23 protein-coding genes are annotated in these 24971 nt (G+C 63.2%); 13 read left to right on the top strand and 10 right to left on the bottom strand.

Annotated elements, in window-relative coordinates; genetic code table 11:
• Positions 1-89: 89 nt before the first annotated feature.
• Entirely contained in the window at positions 90-986 is an 897-nt protein-coding gene (locus NKI73_RS26530) for an NAD-dependent epimerase/dehydratase family protein (protein WP_352634025.1), read from the bottom strand.
• Positions 987-1104: 118 nt separating this feature from the next.
• Here NKI73_RS26530 and NKI73_RS26535 point away from each other — a divergent pair, with 118 nt between their 5' ends.
• Complete coding sequence (locus NKI73_RS26535; protein WP_352634026.1) at positions 1105-2043, top strand: NAD(P)-dependent oxidoreductase; 939 nt, start codon at positions 1105-1107, stop codon at positions 2041-2043.
• A gap of 24 nt (positions 2044-2067) precedes the next feature.
• Here NKI73_RS26535 and NKI73_RS26540 read toward each other — a convergent pair whose 3' ends face one another.
• Both NKI73_RS26540 and NKI73_RS26545 read right to left on the bottom strand, forming a co-directional pair.
• The gene (locus NKI73_RS26540) at positions 2068-2811 is read right to left on the bottom strand and encodes a FadR/GntR family transcriptional regulator (RefSeq protein ID WP_352634028.1); all 744 of its coding nucleotides are present in this window, start codon (positions 2809-2811) and stop codon (positions 2068-2070) included.
• A gap of 221 nt (positions 2812-3032) precedes the next feature.
• The gene (locus NKI73_RS26545) at positions 3033-4022 is read right to left on the bottom strand and encodes a sugar-binding protein (protein ID WP_352634030.1); all 990 of its coding nucleotides are present in this window, start codon (positions 4020-4022) and stop codon (positions 3033-3035) included.
• Between the two features lie 492 nt (positions 4023-4514).
• Here NKI73_RS26545 and NKI73_RS26550 point away from each other — a divergent pair, with 492 nt between their 5' ends.
• From NKI73_RS26550 to NKI73_RS26605, 12 genes are all read left to right on the top strand, one after another.
• A complete protein-coding gene (locus tag NKI73_RS26550) occupies positions 4515-5255 on the top strand; it encodes an ATP-binding cassette domain-containing protein (RefSeq protein WP_352634031.1) in 741 nt (246 codons plus the stop codon).
• Between the two features lie 40 nt (positions 5256-5295).
• Positions 5296-6294 carry an ABC transporter permease gene (locus NKI73_RS26555; protein WP_352634033.1) on the top strand — a complete coding sequence of 333 codons (999 nt, stop codon included), beginning with the start codon at positions 5296-5298 and terminating at the stop codon, positions 6292-6294.
• An 87-nt stretch (positions 6295-6381) separates the two neighbouring features.
• Positions 6382-7149 (top strand): SDR family oxidoreductase, encoded by a 768-nt coding sequence (locus NKI73_RS26560; protein WP_352634035.1) that lies wholly within the window; start codon positions 6382-6384, stop codon positions 7147-7149.
• Between the two features lie 184 nt (positions 7150-7333).
• Positions 7334-8161, top strand: a complete 828-nt coding sequence (locus tag NKI73_RS26565; protein WP_352634037.1) for an AraC family transcriptional regulator — start codon at positions 7334-7336, stop codon at positions 8159-8161.
• A 119-nt stretch (positions 8162-8280) separates the two neighbouring features.
• The gene (locus tag NKI73_RS26570; protein ID WP_352634039.1) at positions 8281-8724 is read left to right on the top strand and encodes an SRPBCC family protein; all 444 of its coding nucleotides are present in this window, start codon (positions 8281-8283) and stop codon (positions 8722-8724) included.
• Between the two features lie 13 nt (positions 8725-8737).
• Positions 8738-9532 carry an FAD binding domain-containing protein gene (locus NKI73_RS26575; protein WP_352634040.1) on the top strand — a complete coding sequence of 265 codons (795 nt, stop codon included), beginning with the start codon at positions 8738-8740 and terminating at the stop codon, positions 9530-9532.
• A gap of 61 nt (positions 9533-9593) precedes the next feature.
• The gene (locus tag NKI73_RS26580; RefSeq protein WP_352634042.1) at positions 9594-10076 is read left to right on the top strand and encodes a (2Fe-2S)-binding protein; all 483 of its coding nucleotides are present in this window, start codon (positions 9594-9596) and stop codon (positions 10074-10076) included.
• A gap of 126 nt (positions 10077-10202) precedes the next feature.
• A complete protein-coding gene (locus NKI73_RS26585) occupies positions 10203-11570 on the top strand; it encodes a xanthine dehydrogenase family protein molybdopterin-binding subunit (protein WP_352634043.1) in 1368 nt (455 codons plus the stop codon).
• Between the two features lies 1 nt (position 11571).
• The gene (locus NKI73_RS26590) at positions 11572-12576 is read left to right on the top strand and encodes a xanthine dehydrogenase family protein molybdopterin-binding subunit (RefSeq protein WP_352634044.1); all 1005 of its coding nucleotides are present in this window, start codon (positions 11572-11574) and stop codon (positions 12574-12576) included.
• An 8-nt stretch (positions 12577-12584) separates the two neighbouring features.
• Positions 12585-13466, top strand: a complete 882-nt coding sequence (locus tag NKI73_RS26595; RefSeq protein ID WP_352634046.1) for an AAA family ATPase — start codon at positions 12585-12587, stop codon at positions 13464-13466.
• 167 nt (positions 13467-13633) lie between these two features.
• The gene (locus NKI73_RS26600) at positions 13634-14731 is read left to right on the top strand and encodes a vWA domain-containing protein (protein WP_502909610.1); all 1098 of its coding nucleotides are present in this window, start codon (positions 13634-13636) and stop codon (positions 14729-14731) included.
• Positions 14731-15618, top strand: coding sequence for an amidohydrolase family protein (locus tag NKI73_RS26605; protein ID WP_352634105.1), 888 nt, complete (start codon positions 14731-14733; stop codon positions 15616-15618). Before NKI73_RS26600 ends, NKI73_RS26605 begins: the two co-directional genes overlap by 1 nt.
• A gap of 7 nt (positions 15619-15625) precedes the next feature.
• On the opposite strand, the gene NKI73_RS26610 is transcribed toward NKI73_RS26605, so the two are convergent.
• From NKI73_RS26610 to NKI73_RS26640, 7 genes are all read right to left on the bottom strand, one after another.
• Positions 15626-16033 carry a carboxymuconolactone decarboxylase family protein gene (locus tag NKI73_RS26610; RefSeq protein ID WP_109661016.1) on the bottom strand — a complete coding sequence of 136 codons (408 nt, stop codon included), beginning with the start codon at positions 16031-16033 and terminating at the stop codon, positions 15626-15628.
• A 355-nt stretch (positions 16034-16388) separates the two neighbouring features.
• Entirely contained in the window at positions 16389-17885 is a 1497-nt protein-coding gene (locus NKI73_RS26615) for a sugar ABC transporter ATP-binding protein (RefSeq protein ID WP_352634048.1), read from the bottom strand.
• Positions 17885-18940, bottom strand: a complete 1056-nt coding sequence (locus NKI73_RS26620) for an NHL repeat-containing protein (protein ID WP_352634050.1) — start codon at positions 18938-18940, stop codon at positions 17885-17887. Before NKI73_RS26620 ends, NKI73_RS26615 begins: the two co-directional genes overlap by 1 nt.
• The gene (locus tag NKI73_RS26625) at positions 18937-21060 is read right to left on the bottom strand and encodes an ABC transporter permease (protein ID WP_352634051.1); all 2124 of its coding nucleotides are present in this window, start codon (positions 21058-21060) and stop codon (positions 18937-18939) included. The genes NKI73_RS26620 and NKI73_RS26625 overlap by 4 nt, the downstream gene beginning before the upstream one ends.
• An 81-nt stretch (positions 21061-21141) precedes the next feature.
• A complete protein-coding gene (locus NKI73_RS26630) occupies positions 21142-22170 on the bottom strand; it encodes a sugar ABC transporter substrate-binding protein (RefSeq protein ID WP_352634053.1) in 1029 nt (342 codons plus the stop codon).
• A 62-nt stretch (positions 22171-22232) separates the two neighbouring features.
• Positions 22233-23219, bottom strand: coding sequence for an ABC transporter permease (locus NKI73_RS26635; RefSeq protein ID WP_352634055.1), 987 nt, complete (start codon positions 23217-23219; stop codon positions 22233-22235).
• 270 nt (positions 23220-23489) lie between these two features.
• Entirely contained in the window at positions 23490-24923 is a 1434-nt protein-coding gene (locus NKI73_RS26640; protein WP_352634056.1) for a DHA2 family efflux MFS transporter permease subunit, read from the bottom strand.
• Positions 24924-24971 lie beyond the last annotated feature (48 nt).

Genomic DNA, 24971 nt, shown 5'->3' on the forward strand with positions numbered 1-24971 from the left:
ACTTGCAAGCAGGGGGCCGTCCACATATGAGCACCGGAAGCGCAGAAAGCCGTCATTCGCAGGCCGGCATCACCTGAATATCGACATGCCTAGGCCTGCTTGACGTATCTGCGCCAGCTGTGCTCCGGGCGGAAACCGAGCACCTCGCGCGCCTTGCGGTTGGAGAGCAGCGTCTCGTATTCGCTGAGTTCGGCCTTGACCGGTACGCCGGGATAGAACCGCTTCAAGAGTTCGGCGGTCGGCAAATCGGACGAGGTATCGTCGTTGGCGGCGTTGAACACCTGATAGCCGAGGCCGTCCTTCTCGATGGCGCGCAGCGTGATCTGGCCGAGATCGCGCGCGTCGACATAGCTCCAGGCGATGCGCTTGCGGAACCCCGGATCGGCGAACCATTTTGGAAACAGCGAATATTCGTGCGGCTCGATGACGTTGCCGATGCGCAAGGCATAGATGTCGGTGCCATCGCGCTGCGCAAAGGCGCGAGCCGTCTTCTCGTTGACGACCTTGGACAGTGCGTAGCTGTCCATCGGATCGACATCGTACTCCTCGTCGAGCGGGAAATATTTGGGATCACGCGGCTCATTGGCGAAGACGAGGCCATAGGTCGTCTCGCTCGAGGCGATGATAACCTTGCGGATGCCGAGCTTCACCGCCGCCTCGATGACATTGTAGGTGCCGAGCGCATTGATGCGGAACACTTCGTTGTCGGTGGTGATCATGATGCGCGGGATGGCGGCAAAGTGGACCACCGCATCGACCGGCTGCGGGCGCAGCGACGGGTCGAATTCATGCAGGCCCATATAGCTCGACAGCGCGTTGAACACCTGCCCGCTGTCGGTGATGTCGGTGATCAGCGTACGCACCTTGGGATTGTCGAGCAGCTTGGTGTCGATGTTGAGCACCTGGCAGCCCTGCTCCACCAGATATTGCACGACATGGCGTCCGGCCTTGCCGCTGCCGCCGGTGAACATGATCCGCTTCGTCATTTTGCTCTCCACATCATCTGGGATTTATGTGTATTGTCAGACAATATCGCCATCCGCAACCACCTCGCCTGCAAAACGGCAGCGCCTGACATCAATCATTGCAACAGGACTTGAAGACATGAATACGACTGCCGCGAGCGAAAAGATCGGCTTCATCGGCCTTGGTCTGATGGGGCACGGGATCGCCAAGAACATCGTCGACAAGGGCTACAGCCTGACCTTTCTCGGCCGCAAGAACCGCAAGCCGGCGGAAGACCTTATTGGCCGCGGCGCCACTGAAGCATCGACCTCGCGCGATGTGGCGGCGGCATCGACAATCGTCTTCATCTGCGTCACCGGCTCACGCGAGGTCGAAGCGATCATTCGTGGCCCAGGCGGCCTCAAGGAGGGTTTGAAGAAGGGCTCGGTCGTCGTCGATTGCTCGACCGCCGATCCAGTCTCGACGGTGGCACTGGCAGCGGAACTGAAGGCGCTCGGCGTCGATTTCGTCGACGCGCCGCTGAGCCGCACGCCGAAGGAAGCCTGGGAAGGCACGCTCGACGCCATGGTCGGCGCGCCGGACGCTCTCTTTGCCAGGGTGAAACCGGTGATCGAAACCTGGGCCGGCCGCATCGTCCATATCGGCGACACCGGCGACGGCCACCGCATGAAGCTGCTCAACAATTTCATCTCGCTCGGCTACGCCGCGATCTATGCCGAGGCATTGGCGCTTGCGCAGAAAGTCGGCATCTCGCCGCCGCGCTTCGACAGCGTCATCCGCAACGGCCGCATGGATTGCGGCTTCTACCAGACCTTCATGCGCTGGACGCTGGAGGGCGAGCGCGACGCCCACAAATTCTCGATCGCCAATGCCTTCAAGGACCTGACCTATCTGGAATCGATGGCGGGTGCGGCCGGCATCGCCAACCCGCTCGGCAACGCGACCAAGAACTCCTTCGCCGGCGCCCATGCCACCGGCCCGGCCGAGCAATTCGTGCCGATGCTGGCAACCCATATCGGCAAGGTCAACGGCGTCGACCTGATGCCAATGAAGGATGGCAAGAAGCAAACGATCTGAGTGCTTGCCAGGCGCAGGTGCCGATCACCGCCTCCACCGTCCTATCCCATCGTCGGTGTTTTCAAGCAGCTTGTGCACAGCGTTGCGCGCCGCGGCTGGACGCCGCAGGCGGATGTTCTTCTCGATCGCTTCATGCAGCTTCTGCGCCTGCCGCTGGTCGCTGACCTGCTGCGTCGTGAACGCGAAGAGATGATCGAGCGCCGACTCGATCAACACGCCGAGCGGCACCAGAAGGTCGTTGCCGGAGGCGCGAAGGATGGCCAGATGAAAACGCGTGTCGGCACGGATACGCTCCTGCAGGCTCAAGGCCTCGCCCATTTCGCGGCAGGCCTGGCTGATCTCCGCCATCTGTTCGTCGTTGCGCCGCGTGGCGGCAAAGGCCGACGCCTCCGGCTCGATGATGTGACGAAACTCCTGCACGGTGCGCAGGAAAGCCTCGCGGTCGGGCGCCGTCGCGTACCAGGCAAGCACGTCGCGGTCGAGCAGGTTCCAGCGCTCCTTAGGCTCGACCCAGCTGCCGATCTTGGGCCGCGATGCCAACAGGCTTTTCGCCATCAGCATCTTGATGGCTTCGCGCACCGCAGAACGGCTGACATTGAAGATCTCGGCCCATTTGGCTTCGTTGGGCAGGATGGTGCCGGGCGGATAGTCGCCACGCACGATCCGCAGCCCAATTTCACCGGCCAGCGAGACATGAACGCTCGCTCCCGGAAAGTGCGCGGCACCAGTAACCCGCATGACGCCCGGATGGCGGCTGGCGTGTGCCATGGGCCGGTCGGCGCGTTTGTTTGACTTCTCGTCCGGCATCCACATTCCAATGCGTCGGCCGCCTATCATCCGGACAGGTCCGAACTTTACGCGGCGCGCCGATCTCGTTGCCGAAAAATCCAAACCATGGACGCGCGAAAGCCGGAGCCTGTTGCCCCAACCATTGCGTCCCGTTCAGGAGTGACGGGACGCCCGTTGCCGGGCGCCCCGAAATCGAGAACCTACTTCTGGATGCAGGTGTCGACCGTGTCCTTGGTGCATTCGTCGAGGCCGGTGAACACCGGATCGGCGACGGCCTTGCCTTCGACCAGGTCGATCATCACCGACGGTGCCTTGTAGCCCATTTCGAACGGCCGCTGACCGACAAGCGCGGTCACGAGGCCGTCACGGGCGATCGCCACCTCGTCGCCGATCGTGTCGGCGGCACCGACGACGAAGTCGTTGCTGGCTATCCGGTCCTTGAGCGGTCCGAACAGATCGCGATAGGGCTGCGGCGCGCCGAACAGCGGCCAGCCGCCCATGATGCCGAAGGCGTCGAGCTTGGGGTTGGCGGCGAGGATGTCGGTCATCGCCTGCACGCCCTTGGCGCCGTCGTCATTGGTGAATACCGGGCAGCCGGCAACTTCGGTCCAGCCACCTTCACCGGCAAGTGCGGCAAGGCCCTCCTTGCCCGACAGTGCGTCACGCATGCCCTGGGCGCGGCGCAGGATGTTGTCGGCGGCCGGGTTGCCCTCGATCGTGCAGATCGTGCCGCCGTTCGGCTTGCCCTTCTTGATGTACTCGCCGATCTTGTGACCCATCAGATAGTTGTCGGTGCCGAGATAGGTCTTGCGAAGGGCTGCATCTTCCTTGCTGAGATCCGCATCGAGCGTCATGATCGGGATCGTCGGATTGGCGGTCTTGATCGTCTGCGCGATCAGTGGGGCGTTGGACGGCGAAATCGCCATCGCCACGGTGTCGGCCTTGCTCAGCATGTCCTGGACGATCTGCGCCTCGCCGGCTTCATCGGAAGTCGACGCCGGGCCGGTGTAGAAGCACTCATATTCCGAGCTGGCGTTTTCCTTGTTCCATTTCTCGCAACCCTGGTGAATGGCTTCGAAGAACGGATTGTCGAGACCTTTCACGACAATGACGAGCTGTTTCTTGGCCAAAGCCGGCCCGGCGCCAAGCGCCATGGCGGCGACGGCGGCGAGCAAAAGTGTTTTCCTCATGTCAGTCCTCCCTTGGAAACAGACGGACACGGCGTGCCCGCCACACAGATCGACCGGATGCGTGATGACAGAGGGTCGTTGTGCGAGCGCTCATGTCATACGCCAGGCCGATAAGTATTTTCATTTCGGTCAGCCAGATCGAAAACTGACTGGCAACGACCGACAATCCTCTGATAATCCCGCGCGGCAGGCCGGCATGGGATCGGTATATTGATTTAATCCTCCGAAGCTCAGCTAATCTCGGCTCGCGGCCAACGTCAATGCCATTTGTCCTACAAAACTGATTTTTCGAAAGATTCAACCCCGTCTCGCAACAGCCCCCGGCCGCATTTCCGTGACTATCGCCAATTCTTATTCGTCTGACAATTGACGCCTGCGCAGGCATTCGCGTAGATGCAGGTCAGCGCTGTTTCCGGGAGGAGCTGGAAAAGCGTGGCGAAAGCTGCGCCCGGTCCACCGGAAAAGCAGGCAAGGCACGGGAGGTAAAGGCTGGTGGCGGTTCTCGAACTCACCAACATCTCAAGGCATTTCGGCGCCATCCAGGCGGTCAATGACGTTTCGCTGTCGATCGAGCCTGGACAGGTGGTCGGCCTGATGGGCGACAACGGCGCCGGCAAGTCGACGCTGGTCAAGATGATCGCCGGCAATTTCCGCCCGAGCCATGGCACCATGCACATGGATGGCAAGGAATTGATCCTGCACAAGCCGGCGGAAGCCCGCCAGCACGGCATCGAGATCGTCCATCAGGATCTGGCGCTCTGCAACAATCTGACCGCGGCGGCGAATGTCTATCTCGGCCGCGAATTGCGCCGCGGCCTAGGGCCGCTCCGCATCCTCGATTATGCGACGATGTACAAGCGCGCCGGCCAGCTCTTCGCCGAATTGAAGTCCGAGACCCGTCCGCGCGACCTCGTCAAGCAGATGTCGGGTGGCCAGCGCCAGGCCGTGGCGATTGCCCGCACCATGCTGTCGCAGGCCAAGATCGTGCTGATGGACGAACCGACGGCCGCAATTTCGGTGCGCCAGGTCGCCGAGGTGCTGAACCTGATCCGCCATTTGCGCGACCAGGGCATCGCCGTGGTGCTGATCAGCCACCGCATGCCGGATGTCTTCACCGTCGCCGACCGCGTCATCGTCATGCGGCGCGGCCGCAAGGTCGCCGACAAGACGATTGCGTCGAGTTCGCCCGAGGAAGTCACCGGGCTGATTACCGGCGCCATCGAACAGGTTTGATTTCAAGCGTTTTCACTATGACAGCAGATGAAGGTCAACGATGGCACTGACAATTGACCAGCCGATCGAGCACAAGCAGCAATCCTTGCTGGCAAGGCTGTTTGCCAGCCAGACTTTCTGGGTGGTGATCTCCGTCATCCTCGCCTGCCTGTTCCTATCGTTTGCCACCGACGCCTTCGCCACGTCGAAAAACCTCTACAACATTACCCGCAACATCACCTTCGTCGCTATCATCGCGCTCGGCATGACCTTCGTCATCATCACCGGCGGCATCGACCTGTCGGTCGGCTCGGTGCTGTGCCTGTCATCGATGGTGCTGGCCGTCACCATGCATGCCGGCTACTCGATCGAGGTCGGCATTCTGGCCTCTATCGCAACCGCGCTCGCCATCGGCGCCTTCAACGGCGTCCTGATCGCCTACCTTGGCTTTCCACCGTTCGTGGTGACGCTCGGTGTGCTGTCGATCGCCCGCAGCCTGGCGATGGTCGCCTCCAACAACACCGTCGTCTTCCAGTTCGGGCCAGACCACGCCAAACTGCTGGCATTGGGCGGCGGCGCCTGGGTGTTCGGGATCGCCAATCCGGTTCTTTACATGATCGTTCTGGCGCTGATCACCGGCTTCATCCTGCGCTGGACCAAATTCGGCCGGCATATCTTCGCCATTGGCGGCAACGAACATGCGGCGACGCTGACCGGCGTCCCGGTGCGCAAGATCAAGGTTGCCGTCTACATGATCTCGGCGCTGTCGGCAGGCATTGCCGGCATCATCCAGACCGGCTGGCTGGGCGCCGTCACCACCAATCTCGGCACCGGCATGGAGTTGCAGGTGATCGCCGCCACCGTCATCGGCGGCGCCAATCTGGCCGGGGGCGTCGGCACTGCCTTCGGCGCCATCGTCGGCGCCGCCCTGATCGAAGTGATCCGCAACAGTCTTGGCCTTCTCGGCATCAATGCCTTCTGGCAAGGCGTATTCATCGGCGGCGCCATCCTGCTGGCGGTGCTGTTCGACCGCATCCGCAATTTCCGCCGCAGCGATTAAGACCATGATCCCGAAAAGTGGAAACCGGTTTTCTCGGACAAACGGAACCGTTTGCCCAGAGATCATGGTCAAACGACAAAACAGTCCGTGACAAGCTCCCTTTTCAGCCTCGATGGGCGGCTTGCGCTGATTACCGGTTCTGGCCAAGGCATAGGTTTTGCCTTGGCTCGCGGTCTCGCTGAACACGGGGCGAGCGTGGTGCTGAACGGCCGCGATGCCGCCAGGATCGACGGCGCCGTCGAAAAGCTGCGTGCCGCCGGCTTCAAGGCGCACGCCTCGACCTTCGACGTTACCGATTTTCAGACGGTCGACACGGACATTGCCCGAATCGAGTCCGAGATCGGCGCCATCGATATCCTCATCAACAATGCCGGCGTGCAGTTCCGCGCCCCGCTCGAGGATTTTCCCGAGGAGCAATGGGAGCGGCTGTTCAAGACCAATGTGTCGGGCGCCTTCCATGCCGGCAAGGCGGTCGCCCGCCACATGATCCCGCGCGGCAAGGGCAAGATCATCAACATCGGTTCCGTGCAGAGCGAGCTGGCCCGGCCCAACATCGCACCTTACACCGCCACCAAGGGCGCGATCAGGAACCTGACCCGGGGCATGTGCGCCGACTGGGCCAAACACGGCCTGCAGATCAACGCGATCGCGCCCGGTTATTTCCGCACGGAGATGAACCAGGCGCTGGTCGACAATCCGGAATTTTCCTCCTGGCTGGAAAAGCGCACGCCCGCCGGGCGCTGGGGCAATGTCGACGAACTGATCGGCGCCGCCGTGTTCCTCGCCTCCGACGCATCCTCCTTCGTCAACGGCCATACGCTTTACGTCGATGGCGGCATGACGGCTTCTGTTTGAGGGGGCGCTCTTCCCTTCCCCTTCTTGTGGGAGAAGGGGAAACCTATCGCTCAGTCTGAAAATCCGCCCGCATCAGCCGTCCTCCACGCTCGGCACGAACGCCCGTCTTGACGCAGGCCCAAACTCAGCCGCACTATCCCCGTTGCAGGCGAAGGGAGGCCAGTCGTCTGCGGGAGGAATACCCATGACGGAAGCGATCAGGCTCTACTGGGGCCGGTTCGGACATGTTTCTGTCCTCAATGTCGCAAGCGACTTCGTCACCCATGCCCATGTCGAGGCGCATCTGATCATCTGGTTGGAAGGCACGGCCGGGGAGATGACCATCGGCCGCGAGACCGTGCGGCTCGGACCCGACACAGCCGCCGGCATCAACTCCTTCCAGCCGCACAGCCATGTTCTGTCGCAAAACGGGACGCCCGGTCTGTTTCTCGCCTTCTACATCGATCCGGACTGGGCGCGGCGCCGCCGCGACCTGCCTGCGTCCGCGCCGCTGTTTGCGCAAGCCGCGATCACGCTGGAGCCCTGGCTGCATCAGGCCGCCGCCAATCTGCTCGACCATCTCAGCGACAATGAGAGCGTCGACGATATTGCCAATTACGAGATCGAGCGTTTCATCGACTCAGTGCTCGACGCCGACGACGCCTCGGCGCCGCAGGAGGCCCGTGTTCGCATCAACACGATGCAGGATTTCCGTGTCCGCAAGGCGATCCAGTTGATGAAGGCCAATGTCTGCGAGCGCATCTGCTTCGACGACGTGGCGCGCAGTGTCGGCCTGTCGCGGCCGCATTTCTTCGCACTGTTCAAGGAGCAGACCAATCTGACCCCCAATGTGTACTGGAACACGTTGCGCATGGAGGAAGCAGTGCGGCAGTTGCAGTGGTCGCAGGAGCCGCTGATCTCGGTCGCCTGCAATCTCGGCTTCACCACACAGGGCAATTTCTCGCGCTTCTTCCGCGACCATGTCGGCGTGCCGCCGACGCTCTACCGCGAGGCCGCGCGGGCGATCGCCTGAACCGACCGCCGCCACCCTTTTTCAGACTCCTTGATAGGCGTTCAAGACGCATTGATAAGCGTCCCTGAAATGGCCGCCCTACCCTTGCCCAGCTGTCGCATTTGCAAGGGAATATCCATATGGCGAAAGTCACCATCTCCAGCGTTATCGACGCGCCGGTCGAAAAGGTCTGGGCGCGCGTACGCGATTTCAACGGTCTGCCTGGCTGGCATCCGCGCATGGTGGAAAGCCATATCGAGGACGGCAAGGACGCTTCGACGATAGGCTGCGTGCGCAACTTCCAGCTCGCCAGCGGAGCACGTATCCGCGAAAAGCTGCTCGACTTCTCCGATCAGAATTTCCTCGTCAGCTATTCAATCCTGGAAACTCCGCAACCGCTGACCAACCACAAGGCGACGCTGCAGTTGCGTCGCGTCACCGATGGCGACCGCACCTATGCCGAATGGACCGCCAGCTTCGACGCAGCACCCGAGGAAGCCGACAAGCTGGCCGAGGGCATGGGCGCCAATGTTTTTCAGGGCGGCTTCAACGCCCTGAAAAGCCATTTTGCCGGCCAGAGCTGACAGGAGCCAAGCCATGGCGCTAGCACTGCAGACTTTTGCAACGGTTAAGGACGCCAACGCGGCGCTGAAAGCCGCTGGCACTCGCTATCTCGGTGGCGGTACACTCGTGGTCCGCGCCGCCAATGAAGGCGATGTTTCGGTCTCCGGCCTTGTCAGGTCGACCGAGCCGTCGCTGTCCACCATCGCTGTCGCTGGCGGCAAGGTCCGCATCGGCGCTTCGGTGACCATGGCGGCGATCGCCCGCCATCCGGACCTCGGCGACCTTGCCAAGGCCGCCCGCGCCGTTGGTGGCCCGGCAGTCCGCAACATGGCGACCGTCGGCGGCAATCTGTTCGCGCCGGCTCCCTATGGCGATTTCGCTGTTGTCCTGCTGGCGCTCGACGCCATTGTCGGCGCCGATGACGGCGAAACGCCGATCGAGACCTTCCTGGCCAATCGGGAAGGCAGCAGCGCCATCATCACTTCCGTGAGCTTCACGCTTCCGAAGGCCGACAGTTTCCGCTTCCTGAAAGTGTCGCGGATCAAGCCCAAGGGCGTCTCGGTGCTCAGTATCGCCAGCGTTCTGGAACTGGCGCCGGGTGGCACCGTGTCTTCGGCGCGGATTGCACTGGGCTGCATGGCGGACCGGCCAATGCGTGCCAAAGCGGCGGAAAAAGCGCTGATCGGCCGTAGCCTGACCAGGGACGGCATCGCGCCGGCATTGGCCGTCGCGGTCGAGGGCACCTCGCCGATCACCGATCCGATTGCCAGCGCCTGGTATCGCAACGAAGTGCTGCCGGTCCATCTCGGCCGGCTGTTGATCGCATAATATTTCGTTCGGGGGCCCGCGTCTGTCCGATGGTTCGGGCAGGCGCGCTGGGAGGGAAAATATGGCAAAGGTTCCGGTTCAGTTCACGCTCAACGGCGCGGAAACGGCCGAATTCGTCGACAGCGGCACGACGCTGCTGCACGCCTTGCGCGACAAGATTGGCGACACCTCGCCGAAGGGCGGCTGCCATCAGGGCACTTGTGGTGCCTGCTCGGTCATCATCGACGGCGAACTCAGGCTCTCCTGCCTGACGCTGGCCGAGACCTGTAACGGTGCCGCCATCACCACGACGTCGGGGCTTTCGGAAGCCGGCGTGCTGCACCCGCTGCAGCGTGCCTTCCTCGACGCCTTCGCCACGCAATGCGGCTTCTGCACGCCGGGCATGATCATGGCCGCCAAGGTGCTGCTCGGCCACACGCCCGACCCCAGCCGCGATGAGGTGGTCGAGGCGCTGTCGGGCAACATCTGCCGCTGCACCGGCTACGAGCCGATCATCCAGGCGGTGCTGACCGCCGCGCGTTCCAACTCTCAGAACGCGGCCTAGAGCCGGATGATTTCAGGTCGATTCGACCTGAAATCTGAATCCGCCTCTAAATCAAAGAGATAGAGCATGATGTCGTCCGAAAACCGCTTCACACTTTTCGGCATCATGCTCTGAGGGAACAAAAGAATGGAACTGCGCAAGAGCTACTTCGCCGATGTCCGCAAGGACGATCTGCACGAGATCGGCCAGCCGAGGCCACGCTCGGATTCGCCCGGCCATGTCACCGGCAAGACCGCCTTTTTCGCTGACCGCAACTTCCCCGGCATGCTGCACCTGAAGATGGTGCGCAGCCCGCATCACCATGCCCGCATCCGCTCGATCGACACCTCGGAGGCGGAAAAGCATCCGGGCGTGGTGAAAATTCTGACCGCCAAGGACGTGCCGCACAATGTCTACACCATCCTCATCCTGATCCAGATCGGGCCGGAGGACGAAACCGTGCTGGCCGACGGCAAGGTGCGCTGGAAGGGCGAGGCCGTGGTGGCGGTGCTGGCCGAGACCGAGCGCGCCGCGCAAGAGGCTGCCGCCAAGGTCAAGGTCGACTACGAGGTGCTGCCAGCCGTCTTCGACATGGAAGAGGCGCTGAAGCCCGGCGCGCCTCTGGTCAATGAGTACCACGGCCAGAACTACTACCTCTATGACAGCGGCGAGTGCCGCAAGGTGCGCTTCGGCGATGTCGAGGCGGGTTTCGCCGGCGCCGACCACATCCTGGAGCAGAGCTACCAGTCCTCGCCGATCGAGCATGCGCCCACCGAGACGACGGGCTGCGTCGTCGCGCCCCAAGGCAATGACCGCTTCACCTGCTACACCAACACGCAGGCGATGTTCTTCACCCTCGACAACACCTCGATCATCCTGCAGATGCCCGGCAGCAAATTGCATTTCGTCGGCGGCACCGTCGGCGGCGGCTTTGGCGGCAAGGTCGACGTCATCGTCGAGCCGATCGCCATCCTCGGCGCAAAATTAACCGGGCGACCGGTCTGTTTTATCTACAGCCGCGAGGAGGAGATGCAGATATCGTCACCTCGCGCGGCCGAAAAGGTCGTCATCAAGGACGGCGTCATGAAGGACGGCCGTATCGTCGCGCGCAAGGTCACCGGCTACACCGATGCCGGCGCCTATTCCCGCCATTCGCCTTACGGCGCGCAGAAAGGCGCCGGGCACTATCCCGGCCCGTACACGATCCCCAATGTCTGGATCGATACCTACTGCGTCTACACCAACCGCACGCCCTCCTCCGCCATGCGCGGCTTCGGCGTCACCATTGGCGACTTCGCGCTGGAGGTGCAGATGGACAAGCTGGCGCGGCTGATCGGCATGGACCCGCTCGAATTCCGCTTCATCAACGCCTATCGCGACGGCGACATGAAGGCGCACCGCCAGCCGACCGAGGGCGCAGCGCTGATCGAGTGCATGCAGGAAGCCTCGCGCGCCGCCAACTGGCCGGTGGCGGAGAAATTCATGGCGATGTCCTCCTACGTGAAGGGAGTTTGAGATGGCGATCAGGCGCGGACGCGGCGTCGCCGCGATCAATTATCCCACAGGCATGAACCTCGGCGGCGACCCGACCCAGGCGCTGGTGCATTCGACGCCGACCGGCAATTTCATGGTGACGCTGTCCAGCGTCGATCTCGGCCAGGGCATGAAGCAGATCATGGCGCAGATCTGCGCCGAGACGATCGGCGTGCCGACCGACCGCGTCGTCGTCGACACCGCCGACACCGACACCGGCCCGCATTGCATGGGAACCTTCGCCTCGCGAGGCACGCACCGCGCCGGCAATGCCGTCATCCAGGCCGCCAGGGAAGCCCGCCAGGTGATGCTGGAGGTGGCGGCCGAGGAACTGGAGGTCAATGCCTCCGACCTCGAGACCGACGGCCAAGGCAACATCCTGGTCAAGGGCGCGCCGCAGAAGTCGATCTCGATCTTCGATGTCGCGCTGTCGGCGCATTTCAAGCGCGGCCGCTCGATCTCCGGCCGCGGCATGTTCCTGATCCCGCGCTCCTATCCAGAGAAGGAAACCGGCGCGATGAAGCCGTCGACCTGCTACGCGCATGCCTGCACCGTGGCCGAGGTCGAGGTCGATGACGAGACCGGCGAGGTGACCGTGCTGACGGTCAAGAACATCTTCGAGATCGGCCGCGCGTTGAACCCGAAGATGGTGGAGCAGCAGCTGGTTGGCGGCTCCTGGATGGGCATCAGCCACGCGCTCTACGAGACCACCGAACCCTACTACCCCAACCGCGACCATGGCGGCACCGACTTCAACCAATATCTGATGCCCGGCCCCGGCGATCTTGCGCAAACCGAGATCATCGTTCTTGAGCGTCCCTCGGCGGACGGACCCTATGGCGCCAAGGGACCGGGCGAAATGTGCGCCAACCCGCAAATCCCCGCCGTCGCCAATGCGGTCTTCGACGCCGTCGGCGTGCGCATCGACACGCTGCCGATCACGCCGGAGCGCATCCTGCGCGCGCTGAAGGCGCAAGCGGTAAGCTGAGGGCCGAAATGACCGGGACAAGCGCCGAGACTGTCGCGACCTCGCCGGAGGTGGTGGCGCGGCATCTGGCCGCCTCGCGCTATCTGGCCGATGAAAGCCTTTCGACCGCCATCTTTCTGGCGATCCGGCTGGGCAAGCCGCTGCTGCTCGAAGGCGCGCCGGGTGTCGGCAAGACGGAAGCGGCCAAGGCGATCGCCGCGCTGCTCGGCCGCGATCTGGTGCGGCTGCAATGCTACGAAGGCATTGACGCCGCGCATGCGCTCTACGAATGGAATTACCAGCGCCAGCTGCTCGCCATCCGCCATGCCGGCGAGCATGAGATCGACATCTACGACGACCGTTTCCTGATCGCCCGGCCGCTGCTGCAGGTGCTGAAGGCGCCCGAGCAGCGCGTGCTTCTGGTCGATGAGATCGACCGCTCGGACCATGAATTCGAAGCGCTGCTTCTGGAATTCCTTTCCGATTTCCAGATCAGCATTCCCGAGCGTGGCACCATCCGCGCCGCAGCACAGCCGATCGTCATCCTGACCTCGAACCGCACTCGGGAACTCGCCGAGGCGCTGCGCCGCCGCTGCGTCTATCACTGGATCGGCTATCCCGACGCCGAGCGCGAGGCCGCCATCATCATGCTGCGCGCCGGCAATGTGGCGCAAGCCACCGCACGCGCGGTGACGGCAGCCGTACAGACCATCCGGGCTCGCCCGCTGGCAAAGCCGCCAGGGATCGCCGAAGCGGTCGAATGGGCCAATGCCGCCACCATCCTCGAAAAAGGCGGCAGCCCGTGGCCGGAAGCCTTCCGCCGCGCCATCGGCGTGCTCATCAAGGACGAGGAGGATCTGTCCTACATAGCGCCGGAACTTGGCCGGATTGTCGAGGAGGCGCTGGCGTGAGCCGGGACCTCAACGACCCCTTCACCCCGTTCACGGGGAGAAGGTGCCCCGAAGGGGCGGATGAGGGGCAGCGCGAACCTCGAACGTTGGCGCCGCCCCTCACCTGCCTGCCGGCATCCTCTCCCCGTGAACGGGGAGAGGAGAGCTTACCCCGCGCGGCCACCCCCTTGCTCGGCTTCGGCCGCCTTCTGCGCCGCTACGGCTTTGCTGTAGCGCCCGAACAAGTCTCCGGCTTCATGCAGGCGGTGACGCTGCTCGGGCCGCGCTCGATGGCCGACATCCGCGAGGCAGCGCTCGCGACGCTAGCGCCGCCGCCCGACCGTCGCGACGAATTCGAGGCGCATTTCCAGAGCCATTTCTACGGCAATATATCCGCGGTGGTCGAAGGCGACGCGGACGAGGAAACCCGCATCAAGGACGATGGCGGCGCCGACGAACAGCAGATCGAAGCCGACCGGCAGCAAGAGGGCGGCGAGCTGTCCTCTGCCCTGGAGCAACTGAGCAGCCGCGACTTCCAGCGCGACGATGACGGCCTTGCCGCTTTCCGCCACAAGCTCGCTTCGGCCCTGCCCGCCCGCCGCTCGTTCCGCACCGTGCGCACCCATTCGCGCGGCAAGCTCGATCTGCGCCGATCGCTGCGCGAAATCGTCAGCGCCGATGGCGATGTCCCCTCACCGCTGCTGCGCCGCCGCCAGACCGTGCCGCGCAAGCTGCTGATCCTGATCGACGTGTCCGGCTCGATGAAGCTGCACACCGCGGACTATCTGAAGCTCGCGCATGCCGCCGTGCAAGGCGCGGACCGGGCCGAGATCTTCACCTTCGGCACGCGGCTGACCCGCATCACGTCGGCGCTGCGCATTCGCGACCGCGACCAGGCATTGGCCCGCGCCGCCGCCCAGGTCGACGACTGGGACGGCGGCACCCGCATGGGACCGACGCTGCTCGCTTTCCTGTCGGTGCCGCGCTTTTCCGCCTTCGCGCGCGGTGCAGCGGTCGTCATCCTGTCCGACGCGCTGGAGCGCGGCGATCATGGCGAGCTGGAGATGGCGATGCGGCGGCTAAGGGCCCGCGCCTTCCGGCTGTCGCTGGCCACACCTTTGGCCGGCGATCCGCGCTTCCGGCCGGCGACGGCGGCATTGCGTGCCATCCTGCCTGACCTCGACGATCTGGTCGACGGTTCGTCGCTTGCCGGCCTCACCGATTTCATCCTGTCGCTCGCCCGCCCTGCCCCGGCGGCGGCTGCAATCTGGAAGAGGGTTTCGTGATGCAGAAAGCAATCGACGCGCATTTCCACATCTGGCGCCAAAAGGATCAGCCGTGGCTGGTCGGCCCGATGGTGCCGCGCATCTTCGGCCCTTACGAGCCGATCCGCCGCGACTATCCGATCGAGGAGTTTCTGGCCGATCAGAAGGGATCCGGCGTCGAAAAGGCCGTCTATGTCCAGACCAACTGGGCCAAGGAGGATTTCGAGAAGGAAGTCGCCTTCCTGCAGAAGACCGCTGACGAGACCGGCTGGCCGCATGCCATCGTCGGCTATACCGACATGACCGTCGACGACATCAGGCCCCAGATCGATCGCTTAAAAAAATATCCGCTGCTGCGCGGCGTGCGCATGCAACTACACTGGCACGAGACGCCGGCCTTCCGTTTCGCCGCCTCGGCCGATCAGGTCATAGACCGCAAGGTGCGAGCGAATGTAGCGCGCCTGAAGGACTATGACCTGTCCTTCGATCTGCAGCTTTTCCCTGCTCAGATAAAGGACGGCCTGACGCTGGTCGGCGAGAACCCGGAGACGAACTTCATCCTCACCCATGCCGGAATGCTGACCGGCATGGAGCCGGAAACCACCGAAGCCTGGAAGGAAGGCCTGCGCACGCTCTCGGCGGCGCCCAATCTCTACGCCAAGCTCTCCGGCCTCGGCACCTTCGTCCACGGCAACGACCCAGCTCTGATTGCCTATATCGTCGACAATGCGATCGAGAAACTGGGCGCCGACCATCTGATGTTCGGCTCGAACTTCCCGATTGAAAAGCTGTGGACCAGCCACGCCGAACTGATCAAGGCGCACCGCAATGCGGTGGCGAAACATGGTGCGGCGGCGGAGGCGGATATCTTCTGGAACACGGCGGAGAAGGTTTACCAGCCGGTATAGGCACCCTTCACTTCACCTCGAACTGCGGATCGACCGGAATCTGCATCGCGGTCACCAGATGGTTGGTCTGGCCGGCGAGTCCGATGATCGACACCAGCTCGCCATGCTGCGCATCGGTCATGCCTTTCGCACGAGCAGCGGCGGTGTGCGAGTGAACGCAGTACGAGCAGCCATTGGCGGTCGACACCGCGATGTAGATCATTTCCTTGGTCAGCGGATCGATGGCGCTGTCGGCGACCATCACCACCTTCAGCTGTTCCCAGATCCGCTTCAACGCCGGCGGATCATTGGCCAGCCCACGCCAGAAATTGTTGACGAAATCGGATTTGCGCGTCGCGCGGATGTCGTCGAACACGGCCTTCACCGCCGGGATTTTCTCCACCTCGGCATCGCTGAGAAGTCTTGTGGTGGCCATGCGTGATCCTTTCGTTTCGATCGATGAACGTTAAATCAAGTTTCGAGCAAAGGCGGCTAACCGCTTCTTTGACTCAGTTTCTGGCGCGCAATAGCGTTGAAGATTAGCCGAGGCACCTAAACTTCGTCATCCTAGGGCGAAGCAGGCGCGAAGCGCCGTCGCGAAGACCCTGGGATCCATTCCGTGACCTCTGCCGAAGAGTGCAGCGGAGCAGAATTCTGCACCGCAGCAGCGCTACGGAGTCCCGGCATGGATCCTCGGGTCTGCGCCGCGTCGCTACGCTCCTTGCTTCGCCCGTGGATGACGAAGGGATGGACGTTTTGGCCAATTATCGACGTACGCACCAGCCAGAAACCTAATGCACGGCCGCGTACATGATCTTCTCCTCCGTGGCCTCGGCCGGCGAAAACTCCTCCACAATACGCCCTTGCCTGCAGACAAGAATACGGTCGGACAGGTTCATGATCTCCGGCAGGTAGGACGAGATGACGACGACGGCGAGGCCCTCGTCGGCCAGACGGTTGATAATCTGGTGGATCTCGGCGATCGCGCCGACATCGACGCCGCGCGTCGGCTCGTCGAAGATGACGATGCGCGGCTTCTGCACCAGGCCCTTGCCGATCACCACCTTCTGCTGGTTGCCGCCGGACAGCTCGACCACGCGGGCATTGTCGTTGATCGCCTTGATGTTCAGCGTCTTCGTCCATTCCGCCGAGAGCACGCGCATCTCTTGCGCGTTGATCACCCACGCTTTTTCGCGGCCCGCCGCCAGCAGCCCGCCGAACAGGTTCTCGGCAATGCCCATCGTCTCGAAGATGCCTTCGCTCTTGCGGTCCTCGGTGACATAGACGATGCCGTCGGCCACCGCTTCGCTCGGCACGAGATAGCGCACCGGCCTGTCGTCCAGCTCGATGGCGCCGCCGCGCAGGAAATCGCGCTTGTAGATGCCGGAAACGATCTTGAAGGTCTCGGTGCGGCCGGAGCCGATCAGCCCGAACACGCCGGTGATCTGCCCCTCGAAGATAGAAAACGACGTGTTGCGCACGACATTGCTCATCGAGATGTCCTGCACCGACAGCACTTTCTTGCCTGCCTTGCGCAGCTTGGCTTCGTCGCGCTGGCGGTAGATCTGCCCCGACAGGGTACGCCCGACCATTGCGGCAACGATCCGGTCGCGGTCGAAGGCCGATGTGTCATCTGTGATCACCAGTTCGCCATCGCGCAGGATGGTGATGCGGTCGGCAATCAGCAGCGCCTCTTCCAGAGCGTGGCTAATGAAGACGATGGAGACGCCGTTCGCTTTCAGCCGGCGGATCAGCGCGAAGAAATGGCGTTTCTCCTCCGGCGTCAGCGTCGCCGTCGGCTCGTCGAAGATGATGATCTCGGCATTGTGGTGGACGGCGCGCGCGATCTCGACCATCTGCCGCTTGGCGGCACCCAGCGTCGCCACCATGGCGTTCGGGTCGACCGGAAAGTTCAGCGACTGCAGGAATTGTTGGGCCGAAATATAGGTGCCGCGCAACCGGTTGAGGAACTTTTCGGTGCCGAGATAAAGGTTCTGCGCCACCGTCATCGACGGCACCAGGCTGGTCTCCTGGAACACCATCGCGATGCCGGCCTCCAGGGCCGCATGCGGCGATGCGTAGGCGATCTCCTGGCCCTTGTGGAACATCTTGCCTGATGTGGCGTCGACGACACCGGCAATGATCTTGGTCAGCGTCGATTTTCCCGCGCCGTTCTCGCCGAGCAGCGCGTGGATCTCTCCCTTGCGCAGCTCAAAGCTGACGTTCTTCACCGCCGGCACGCCGCGATAATTCTTGGTGACATTCTCCAGCCGAACGATCGGTTCCATCAAAAACCTCCCGACGCGAGGTCGACAGCCAGCACGCAATCGCCGCCCCTGGAGGCGATGAACAGGATGCCGTCCTTTTCCGCCACGCTGCAGATGCCATGGCGCGTGCCGTTGGCGCGGCTGTGTAGGCTGAATTGCGGCTGCATGTCTTGGTCGAGCTTTACCACCAACCCGTAGGAGCGGCTCGGCGACCATGGCTTGTGGATTCCCATGGTGCGGATGCCGCCACATTGCAGCGGTTCGAGAAAGCTGCGGCTGGAGGCCAGCGCGGGCGCGATCCAGTAGGCCGGCGGCACTTGGCTCAGCATGTCCTGGCGGTAGTGCGTCTCCTGCAGCACGAATTCGATCAGCCGGTTGCGCGGCGCAAACAGGGTCAGCCAGGCGCCGCCATCGGCGGAGGGCGACAGGCGCGCGGGATAGCCTGGCAGATGCGTCAGCACCGTCGAGCGCTTGCCCGCCGCGCTATCGAAGCGGACAAGTTGGTGGCGCCAGCTTTCGCTGACCAGGACATCCCTGCCGACGGGATAGAGCCCATAGGGGAAGGCGATGTCGCCGGCCACTTTGCGGAAGCCGCCACCTGCCGCATCCCGCTTCCAAAGCGAACCGGACGCTCCCTTCCTCATCAGGTCGGCGGCCCATTGCGAGGGCGCGTGCTCGGCCGAGCCATTGGCCAGCCACAGCGTGCCATCATCCGCATAGGCAAGTGCGGTGATGCAGCTGAGATCAGCCGGTAATGAAACCTCCTTGCCTGATATCAGCAGCTTGCCGCTTTCAAGCCCCACGGTCGGTTCGCCGGATGGCGACAGCGCCAGCGCCGTGACGGGAGACGGAAAGGTTTCGACAACCTTGGGCTCGGTTCCGGCAGCAAGCGAATAGATTGCGTTGCCGCTGGAGGCCAGCAGCCCACCACCAGAAACCAGCAGATTGTCCGGCTCCGTCAGTTCGGCAAAAGCCGGCGCATCGTCCAGCCGCGTATTGGGCCGAAAAGCGCCGTCGAGCGGCGGGATGGTCACCGCCTTGCCGCGAAACAGGTCGAGCACGGGATCAAGGATCATGGCCTTGCCCCCCAATAAGAAGCGGGGCTGGTCCAGTTCGGGTCGGCGCCGGCAATCTTGTAGCGGCCGATGCGGTTGTTGAGGATACCGCCAACGAACAGAAAACCCTTGTGCTCGCGCATCGAGGTGACCATAGGGTGCGCGCCGCCGGTGAGGTCGCCCATCGCCTCGACGATGCCGCCCTTCTCGTTGAATTTCACCACGCCGCCAGTGTTGATGTTGGGGAACAGCCATTCGTCCTGCGGCAACCGGCGCGTCATGCGCTTGCGCATATCGGGATGGCGCAGCGACAGGTCGAAGCTCGGCGTGCGCATGCCCAGCCACGCCATCCAGTAATTGCCGTCCGAGGCGCGGTTGATGTTGTCGGGGTAGCCCGGCATGTCGCGGATGACGCACTCGGCGGTACCAGCCTTCGGCCCTTCCAGCCAGTAGCGATGCACCCGGCAGGCCCAGCTTTCGGCGAAGAACAGCGACTTGCCATCATGCGCCATGCACACACCATTGGTATAGCGGTAGCCGTCGAGCAAAGTCTTCGTCGAACCATCCCTGGGATCGTAGACCAGCAGCCTGCCGGTGGCGCGGTTTTCGATCGAATCCAGCGCCCAGTCATGGGCGTCGTAACGCTTGGTCGAGTCGGTGAAATAGATGCGGCCATCGGGTGCGATGTCGCAGTCATTGGGATCGCGCAGCCGCGCATCGTCGACGATCGAGGTCCACGAGCGCGACGTTTCGGCCGACAGGCGCTTGACCTCCCGGTCAGGCGAGACGGAATAGAGCCCCATCGCGCCGACGCAACTGATCAGATTGCCCAATTTGTCGAAGGCGAGGCCCAGCGGGAAGCCACCGATGTGGGCGAATACTTCCGATTTGACATAGTCTGGCGCGAAGAAGCGGACGATTTCGCCATGGCGCGTCCCGCAATAGAGATTGTCGTCGCGGTCGAGGATGACGTCTTCCGGCCCCTCCAGCTCGCCAAGCCCGATATGGTCGGCGGCCGACAGCCTGTTGTCGAGTTCGTATGATGTGCCGGAGCCGGGCGCGGCCGACTGCGTTTCGCCCATCTTCAGATAGACCGGCGCGACATAGACCTCGTTCAGCACCTTGTGGCGGTTCTTCAGCCAGCGGATGTCGATGGTCACCGCCACCGCCAGCATGATGCCGAGCACCATCTGGTTGGTGCCGGTGCCGTAGCCCAGCCGGATCAGCCCGTTGGTCATGGTCAAGACGATGATGGCGCCCATCAGCCCCTTGATCACCGAGCCGCGGCCGCCACCAAGGCTGACGCCGCCGACCACCGCCGCCGTCAGCGCCATGATCTCGAGGTTGAGGCCGGTGCCCGGCCCTGCCCCACTCAGCCGGCAGGCGATGAGGAAACCGCCGATCGAGGCACAGAAGCCGGAGAAGACATAGGTCATGAACACGGTGCGGCGCACGCGGATGCCGGCATTGTGCGCCGAGCGCCTGGAACCGCCGACAGCCAGCACGTGCCAGCCCGGCCGCGAACGCGTCAACGCGATATGGGTGACGATGGCGAGGATGATCGCCAGCCACACCGAAACGGAGAGCCCCCAGAAGGTGCTGTCTCCGATGAAGTCGAGCACGTCCGATGTGGCGGTCGAGAGCTGCACATCGGCGGCGTAGGTGGTGATCAGGATGTCGAACAGCGCCCGCCCGAAGATGAATGTGACCAGCGTGGTCAGAAAGGCGCGCAGCCTGAGATAGCCAACGAGATAGCCGTTGATGGCGCCGAAGACGAGGCCGGTGGCGAGCGAAGCAGCCATCGCCAGCCAGATCGACTGTTCGAGGATGAAGAAGACATAGACGGCGGAGAAGCAGGACAGCGCGAAGATCGAGCCGACCGACAGGTCGATGCCGCCGCCCAGCATCACCACTGTCATGCCGGTAACCACCATCGAGAATTCGCCGAGCTGCCGGGTCGATTCCTGCAGCGCCGTCAGCTTGAAGAAGCCGGGAATGATCGAGCCGAAAGTTGCCAGCGTCGCCACCAGCGCCAGGAACGGAATGGCGTTGTCGGTCCAGCGTTTGGTCAGGATCTCGCCGACGACATGGTCGGGCACGAGATTGTAGCGCCAGGACTGGAGGCGTTCGCGAAAGGACATCGGCTGCTGCTATTCCATGAGGGAACGAGGTGACCGGGTCGTTCCGGCCACCTCGTTGATACTTCAGTCAAAAAGTTCGGCTTACTTTGCAGCCGCCGCTTGCGCCTGCAGCGCCTTCAGGTCCCAGCAGCTGTCGGGCTTGAGGTCGGCCTTGGTCGTCGCCTTCTCCAGCGTGTAGATGTAGGTGTGCGAGGTGCCGGCCGGCTGGCCGCTCTGCAGCAGGAACTTGATGATGGCGTTCATGTCGCCCGACTGGCGGGCAAGATCGGTCATCACCACGGCGCCGTAGGTGCCGTCCTGCAGCTTGTCGCAGTCGGCCGCCTTCTCGCCGCCGCCGGTGGTGACCAGGAACACCTTGCCGTCGAGCTTGGCATCGCGGATCGCGGCGGATGCGCCGGTGGCGTCCCCATCCCAGAAGTCGATGATCGAGCAGATGTCCGGGTTCTGCTGCAGCATCGTCGTCGTCACGTTGCGCGACGTCGTCGCGTCCCAGTTTGAATCCGGCTTGGCCACCACCTTGAAGTCGGGATGCTTGTCCAGCACCTTCATGATGCCGGCATATTGATAGAGGCTCGACGAATTGGCCTGATCGCCCTGCACCAAGCCGATCTTCTTCGACGAGTTTTCGCCGCAGCCTTTGATCGCCGCTTCGGCCTCGAGCTGGCCAAGCCGATCCCAGTCGCTGCCGATAAAGGCGTCGGCCGGGAAGTTGGCGGGATTGTCGACCAGGATGACATAAGTGCCGGCGGCCTGCGCCTTCTTCATCAGCTTGGAATAGGAATTGAGGTCAGGCGCGTGAATGATCAGCACATCCGGCCTGGTGTCCGACGAGATGGCGTCGGTGATCGCCTGCGCGCCGGCATCGACGACCCAGTTCGGGTCGCGCGTTTCGAACACGCCGCCCCAGGCCTCGACTTCGGTCTTCAGATAGTGCGCCCAACCCTGCGCCAGGTCGAAGCCCATCGCCAGCGGCACCAGCATGACACGCTTGCCCTTGAGTGCCTGTGCGTAGGCGGCCGGGCCGGGATCGTCGGCGGCAAAGGTGGGCGCCACGAAGGCGGTAACGGCAAGCGCCGTGGCGGCGGCCATCAATGTCCTGATGAATTTCATGTCAGATCCTCTCGTTTCGATTTTCATTGCCGGCCAGTCGGGATGGATCGGACCGGGTACCCCTAAATGTCGCCTTGCTGTGCGGTCTGCTCGTCACGTGGATTGATGATGCCGTCGACGATGATCGCCCCCAGCAGGATCGCCGCCTTGATCAAATTCTGGTAGAGCAACGGAATGTCGATGATGGTCATGGCGTTGAGCAGGATGCCGATCAGCGCCGCACCGACCAGCACGTTGCGCACGCCGCCCCTCCCACCGGACAGGCCGATGCCGCCGATCACCGCCACCAGCACGATGTCATAGAGTAGCGTCGAATTGACGACGCGGGTGTTGATCGAATGCAGGCTGGCTGCCGTCAGCAAGCCGGCGATCAGGGCCACGAAGGCCGAAAGCACATAGCGCAGCACCAGCATCGGCCGCACCGGAATGCCGATGTTGCGCGCCGCCACCGGATTGTCGCCGGCGAAATAGATGTAGCGGCCCCATTTGGTGTAGCGCAGGAACAGGAAAAACAGGAACGCCAGGCCGGCGAACACGAACACCTCAATGGGAATATCGAGGAAGCGCAGGCCGCCCAGCAGCTCGACCCAGTGGCCCTGCGGCACCGGCACGGCGTCCTGCGTGATCAGCTGCGAGCGCACATAGCCGAAGACGAAGGAGCCGGTGGCCAGCGTCACGAAAATCGCCGGCACATCGGCATAGGCAACGAGAAAGCCGTTGAGCAGGCCGATGGCCAGCACACCGGCCAGCACATAGGCGAAGGCCAGCCCGTCCGGCGTGCCCGAATTCAGCAGTTGCAGATACCAGGCGACCGACATCGCCATGATTGCCACAGCGGAGAGGTCGATGCCGCGGCCGATGATGACGACGGCCATGCCAAGCGCCAATATGCCAAGCACCGACACGGAGCGGATGATGGCGACGAGGTTGTTGGGATCGATGAAGCCCGGCAGGCCGATGGCAGCGGCAACGAATAGCACCACGGCGATGGCAAAGACAATGCCTTCCTGATTAAGGCTCCTGAAGTTCGGCCAGCCGATCGTGTTCATGTCTGCGTTTGCCCCGATGGCAGCGCGGCCATCCCTGGGAAGAAAGCTAATCGGCTCAGCGGCGGTTCGTCAAATGAATCCGCGTTCAGAACCCGGGCTGGCAGCGATATTCACCGAGTGGACGCATCGATTGCCGAAGCTGGCGCAATGCATGGAAAACTCTGCATTTTTGGCAATCGGTTCCGCCATTGCGGCTGCCGGTGAAAGGTCCGCTTCAAGACGAAAGCACAAGGCGGAATTTATCTCCGCATCAGGCGCAAAAAATCGATCTCAATTCCCCGATGCGTGGCCGGAAACCTCGGCGCCCGCACCCGGCGGCAGCGCGAGAAAACGCAACGCCGCCACCAGCCCGATGGCACCGATTGCCAGGAAGGCGATTCGAAAATCCACGAGGTCGAGAGCGGGCCGGTCCCTGACGATCTGCGACAGATTGAGGATCGCCGCCGCCACCGCGACGCCGAACAGCATCGCCACTTGCTGCAGCATCGAGGACAACGTCGCCGCCGAACTGCGCTGCGCCGCATCGATATCGGCGAAGGCCAGTGTGTTGAGCGCGGTGAACTGCATCGAACGCGACAGGCCGGCGATCAGCATCAGCGCCACCACCAGCGCTTGCGGCGTCTGCGGTGAGATTGCAGCGCAGAGCATGATCGCCGCCGAGGCGATCAGGCCGTTGACGACCAGCACCGAGCGGAAGCCGAAGCGGCGCAACGTCGGCGTCGTCACAGTCTTCATGCCGAGATTGCCGAGGAAGTAGGCAAGGATCATCATGCCGGCATCGACAGGGCTGAGGCCGAAGCCGACCTGGAACAGCAGCGGCAGCAGGAATGGCGTGGCGTTGACCGCCACCCGGAAGATGGTGCCGGCGGCAAGCGTCGATATGGCGAAGGTCAGCACCTTGAACGACGAGAGATCGAGCAGCGGATGCGGCGCGCGCCTGAGATGCCGCACCGCCAGCCAGCCGATGACGATCCCGGCGGCGATCAGCGTTACGGTCGGCAGAACACCATCTTCCGGATGCGCGATGCGCTCGAGGCCGTAGAGCAGCAAGGCGAGCCCGGCCGATGTCAGCGCGAAGCCCGGCCAGTCCAGCGGTTTGGGGTCGGCCTCACGGTCGCCGGGAATGAAGCGGGCGACCAGCGCCAGCCCGACCACACCGAGCGGGATGTTGATGAAGAAATTCCAGTGCCAGGACAGAGTGGTGGTGATGAAGCCGCCGAGCACCGGCCCGACCACCGGCGCAAACAGCGCCGGCCAGGTGATCAGCGCCGTGGCGTTGAGCAGCTCGGACTTCGACGCGTTGCGCAAGACGAGAATGCGTCCGACCGGCGTCATCAGCGCGCTGCCCAGCCCCTGCACGACACGTGCGGCAACGAACTGGGTCAGATTTTCAGAGAAGCCGCAGGCAAGCGATGCCAGCGTGAACAGGACGATCGCCAGCAGGAAGATGTTGCGGGCGCCGAACCGGTCGGCGAGCCAGCCCGACAGCGGCACGAACACCGCCATGGTCAGCATATAGGCGGTGATGCCGATGCTCATCGCCACCGCCGACACGCCGAACGACTCGCCCATCTGTGGCAGCGAGGTCGAGATGATCGTCGAATCCAGCAACTGCATGAAGAACGCGATGGCGACGATCAGCGCCACGCGCCGCGCATTGGTGGCCGTTTCGGGTAAGGCTTCAGTCTCGGGAATGGCAGTCATGACGGAACCGGTTTGAACAGCATTTGGCCGGCCGCGTCCAGAGACAGG

Source organism: Mesorhizobium sp. M0496 (assembly GCF_040321205.1).
Taxonomy (GTDB): Bacteria; Pseudomonadota; Alphaproteobacteria; order Rhizobiales; family Rhizobiaceae; genus Mesorhizobium.

Bases quoted from the DNA above. Each gene is read 5' to 3' on its own strand.
- NKI73_RS26605 (WP_352634105.1), top strand. From the start codon at position 14,731: ATGCAGAAAGCAATCGACGCGCATTTCCACATCTGGCGCCAAAAGGAT.
- NKI73_RS26610 (WP_109661016.1), bottom strand. From the start codon at position 16,033: ATGGCCACCACAAGACTTCTCAGCGATGCCGAGGTGGAGAAAATCCCG.
- NKI73_RS26530 (WP_352634025.1), bottom strand. From the start codon at position 986: ATGACGAAGCGGATCATGTTCACCGGCGGCAGCGGCAAGGCCGGACGC.
- NKI73_RS26595 (WP_352634046.1), top strand. From the start codon at position 12,585: ATGACCGGGACAAGCGCCGAGACTGTCGCGACCTCGCCGGAGGTGGTG.
- NKI73_RS26625 (WP_352634051.1), bottom strand. From the start codon at position 21,060: ATGTCCTTTCGCGAACGCCTCCAGTCCTGGCGCTACAATCTCGTGCCC.
- NKI73_RS26570 (WP_352634039.1), top strand. From the start codon at position 8,281: ATGGCGAAAGTCACCATCTCCAGCGTTATCGACGCGCCGGTCGAAAAG.
- NKI73_RS26630 (WP_352634053.1), bottom strand. From the start codon at position 22,170: ATGAAATTCATCAGGACATTGATGGCCGCCGCCACGGCGCTTGCCGTT.
- NKI73_RS26575 (WP_352634040.1), top strand. From the start codon at position 8,738: ATGGCGCTAGCACTGCAGACTTTTGCAACGGTTAAGGACGCCAACGCG.
- NKI73_RS26585 (WP_352634043.1), top strand. From the start codon at position 10,203: ATGGAACTGCGCAAGAGCTACTTCGCCGATGTCCGCAAGGACGATCTG.
- NKI73_RS26555 (WP_352634033.1), top strand. From the start codon at position 5,296: ATGGCACTGACAATTGACCAGCCGATCGAGCACAAGCAGCAATCCTTG.
- NKI73_RS26590 (WP_352634044.1), top strand. From the start codon at position 11,572: ATGGCGATCAGGCGCGGACGCGGCGTCGCCGCGATCAATTATCCCACA.
- NKI73_RS26545 (WP_352634030.1), bottom strand. From the start codon at position 4,022: ATGAGGAAAACACTTTTGCTCGCCGCCGTCGCCGCCATGGCGCTTGGC.
- NKI73_RS26635 (WP_352634055.1), bottom strand. From the start codon at position 23,219: ATGAACACGATCGGCTGGCCGAACTTCAGGAGCCTTAATCAGGAAGGC.
- NKI73_RS26620 (WP_352634050.1), bottom strand. From the start codon at position 18,940: ATGATCCTTGATCCCGTGCTCGACCTGTTTCGCGGCAAGGCGGTGACC.
- NKI73_RS26640 (WP_352634056.1), bottom strand. From the start codon at position 24,923: ATGACTGCCATTCCCGAGACTGAAGCCTTACCCGAAACGGCCACCAAT.
- NKI73_RS26580 (WP_352634042.1), top strand. From the start codon at position 9,594: ATGGCAAAGGTTCCGGTTCAGTTCACGCTCAACGGCGCGGAAACGGCC.
- NKI73_RS26540 (WP_352634028.1), bottom strand. From the start codon at position 2,811: ATGGCACACGCCAGCCGCCATCCGGGCGTCATGCGGGTTACTGGTGCC.
- NKI73_RS26565 (WP_352634037.1), top strand. From the start codon at position 7,334: ATGACGGAAGCGATCAGGCTCTACTGGGGCCGGTTCGGACATGTTTCT.
- NKI73_RS26535 (WP_352634026.1), top strand. From the start codon at position 1,105: ATGAATACGACTGCCGCGAGCGAAAAGATCGGCTTCATCGGCCTTGGT.
- NKI73_RS26615 (WP_352634048.1), bottom strand. From the start codon at position 17,885: ATGGAACCGATCGTTCGGCTGGAGAATGTCACCAAGAATTATCGCGGC.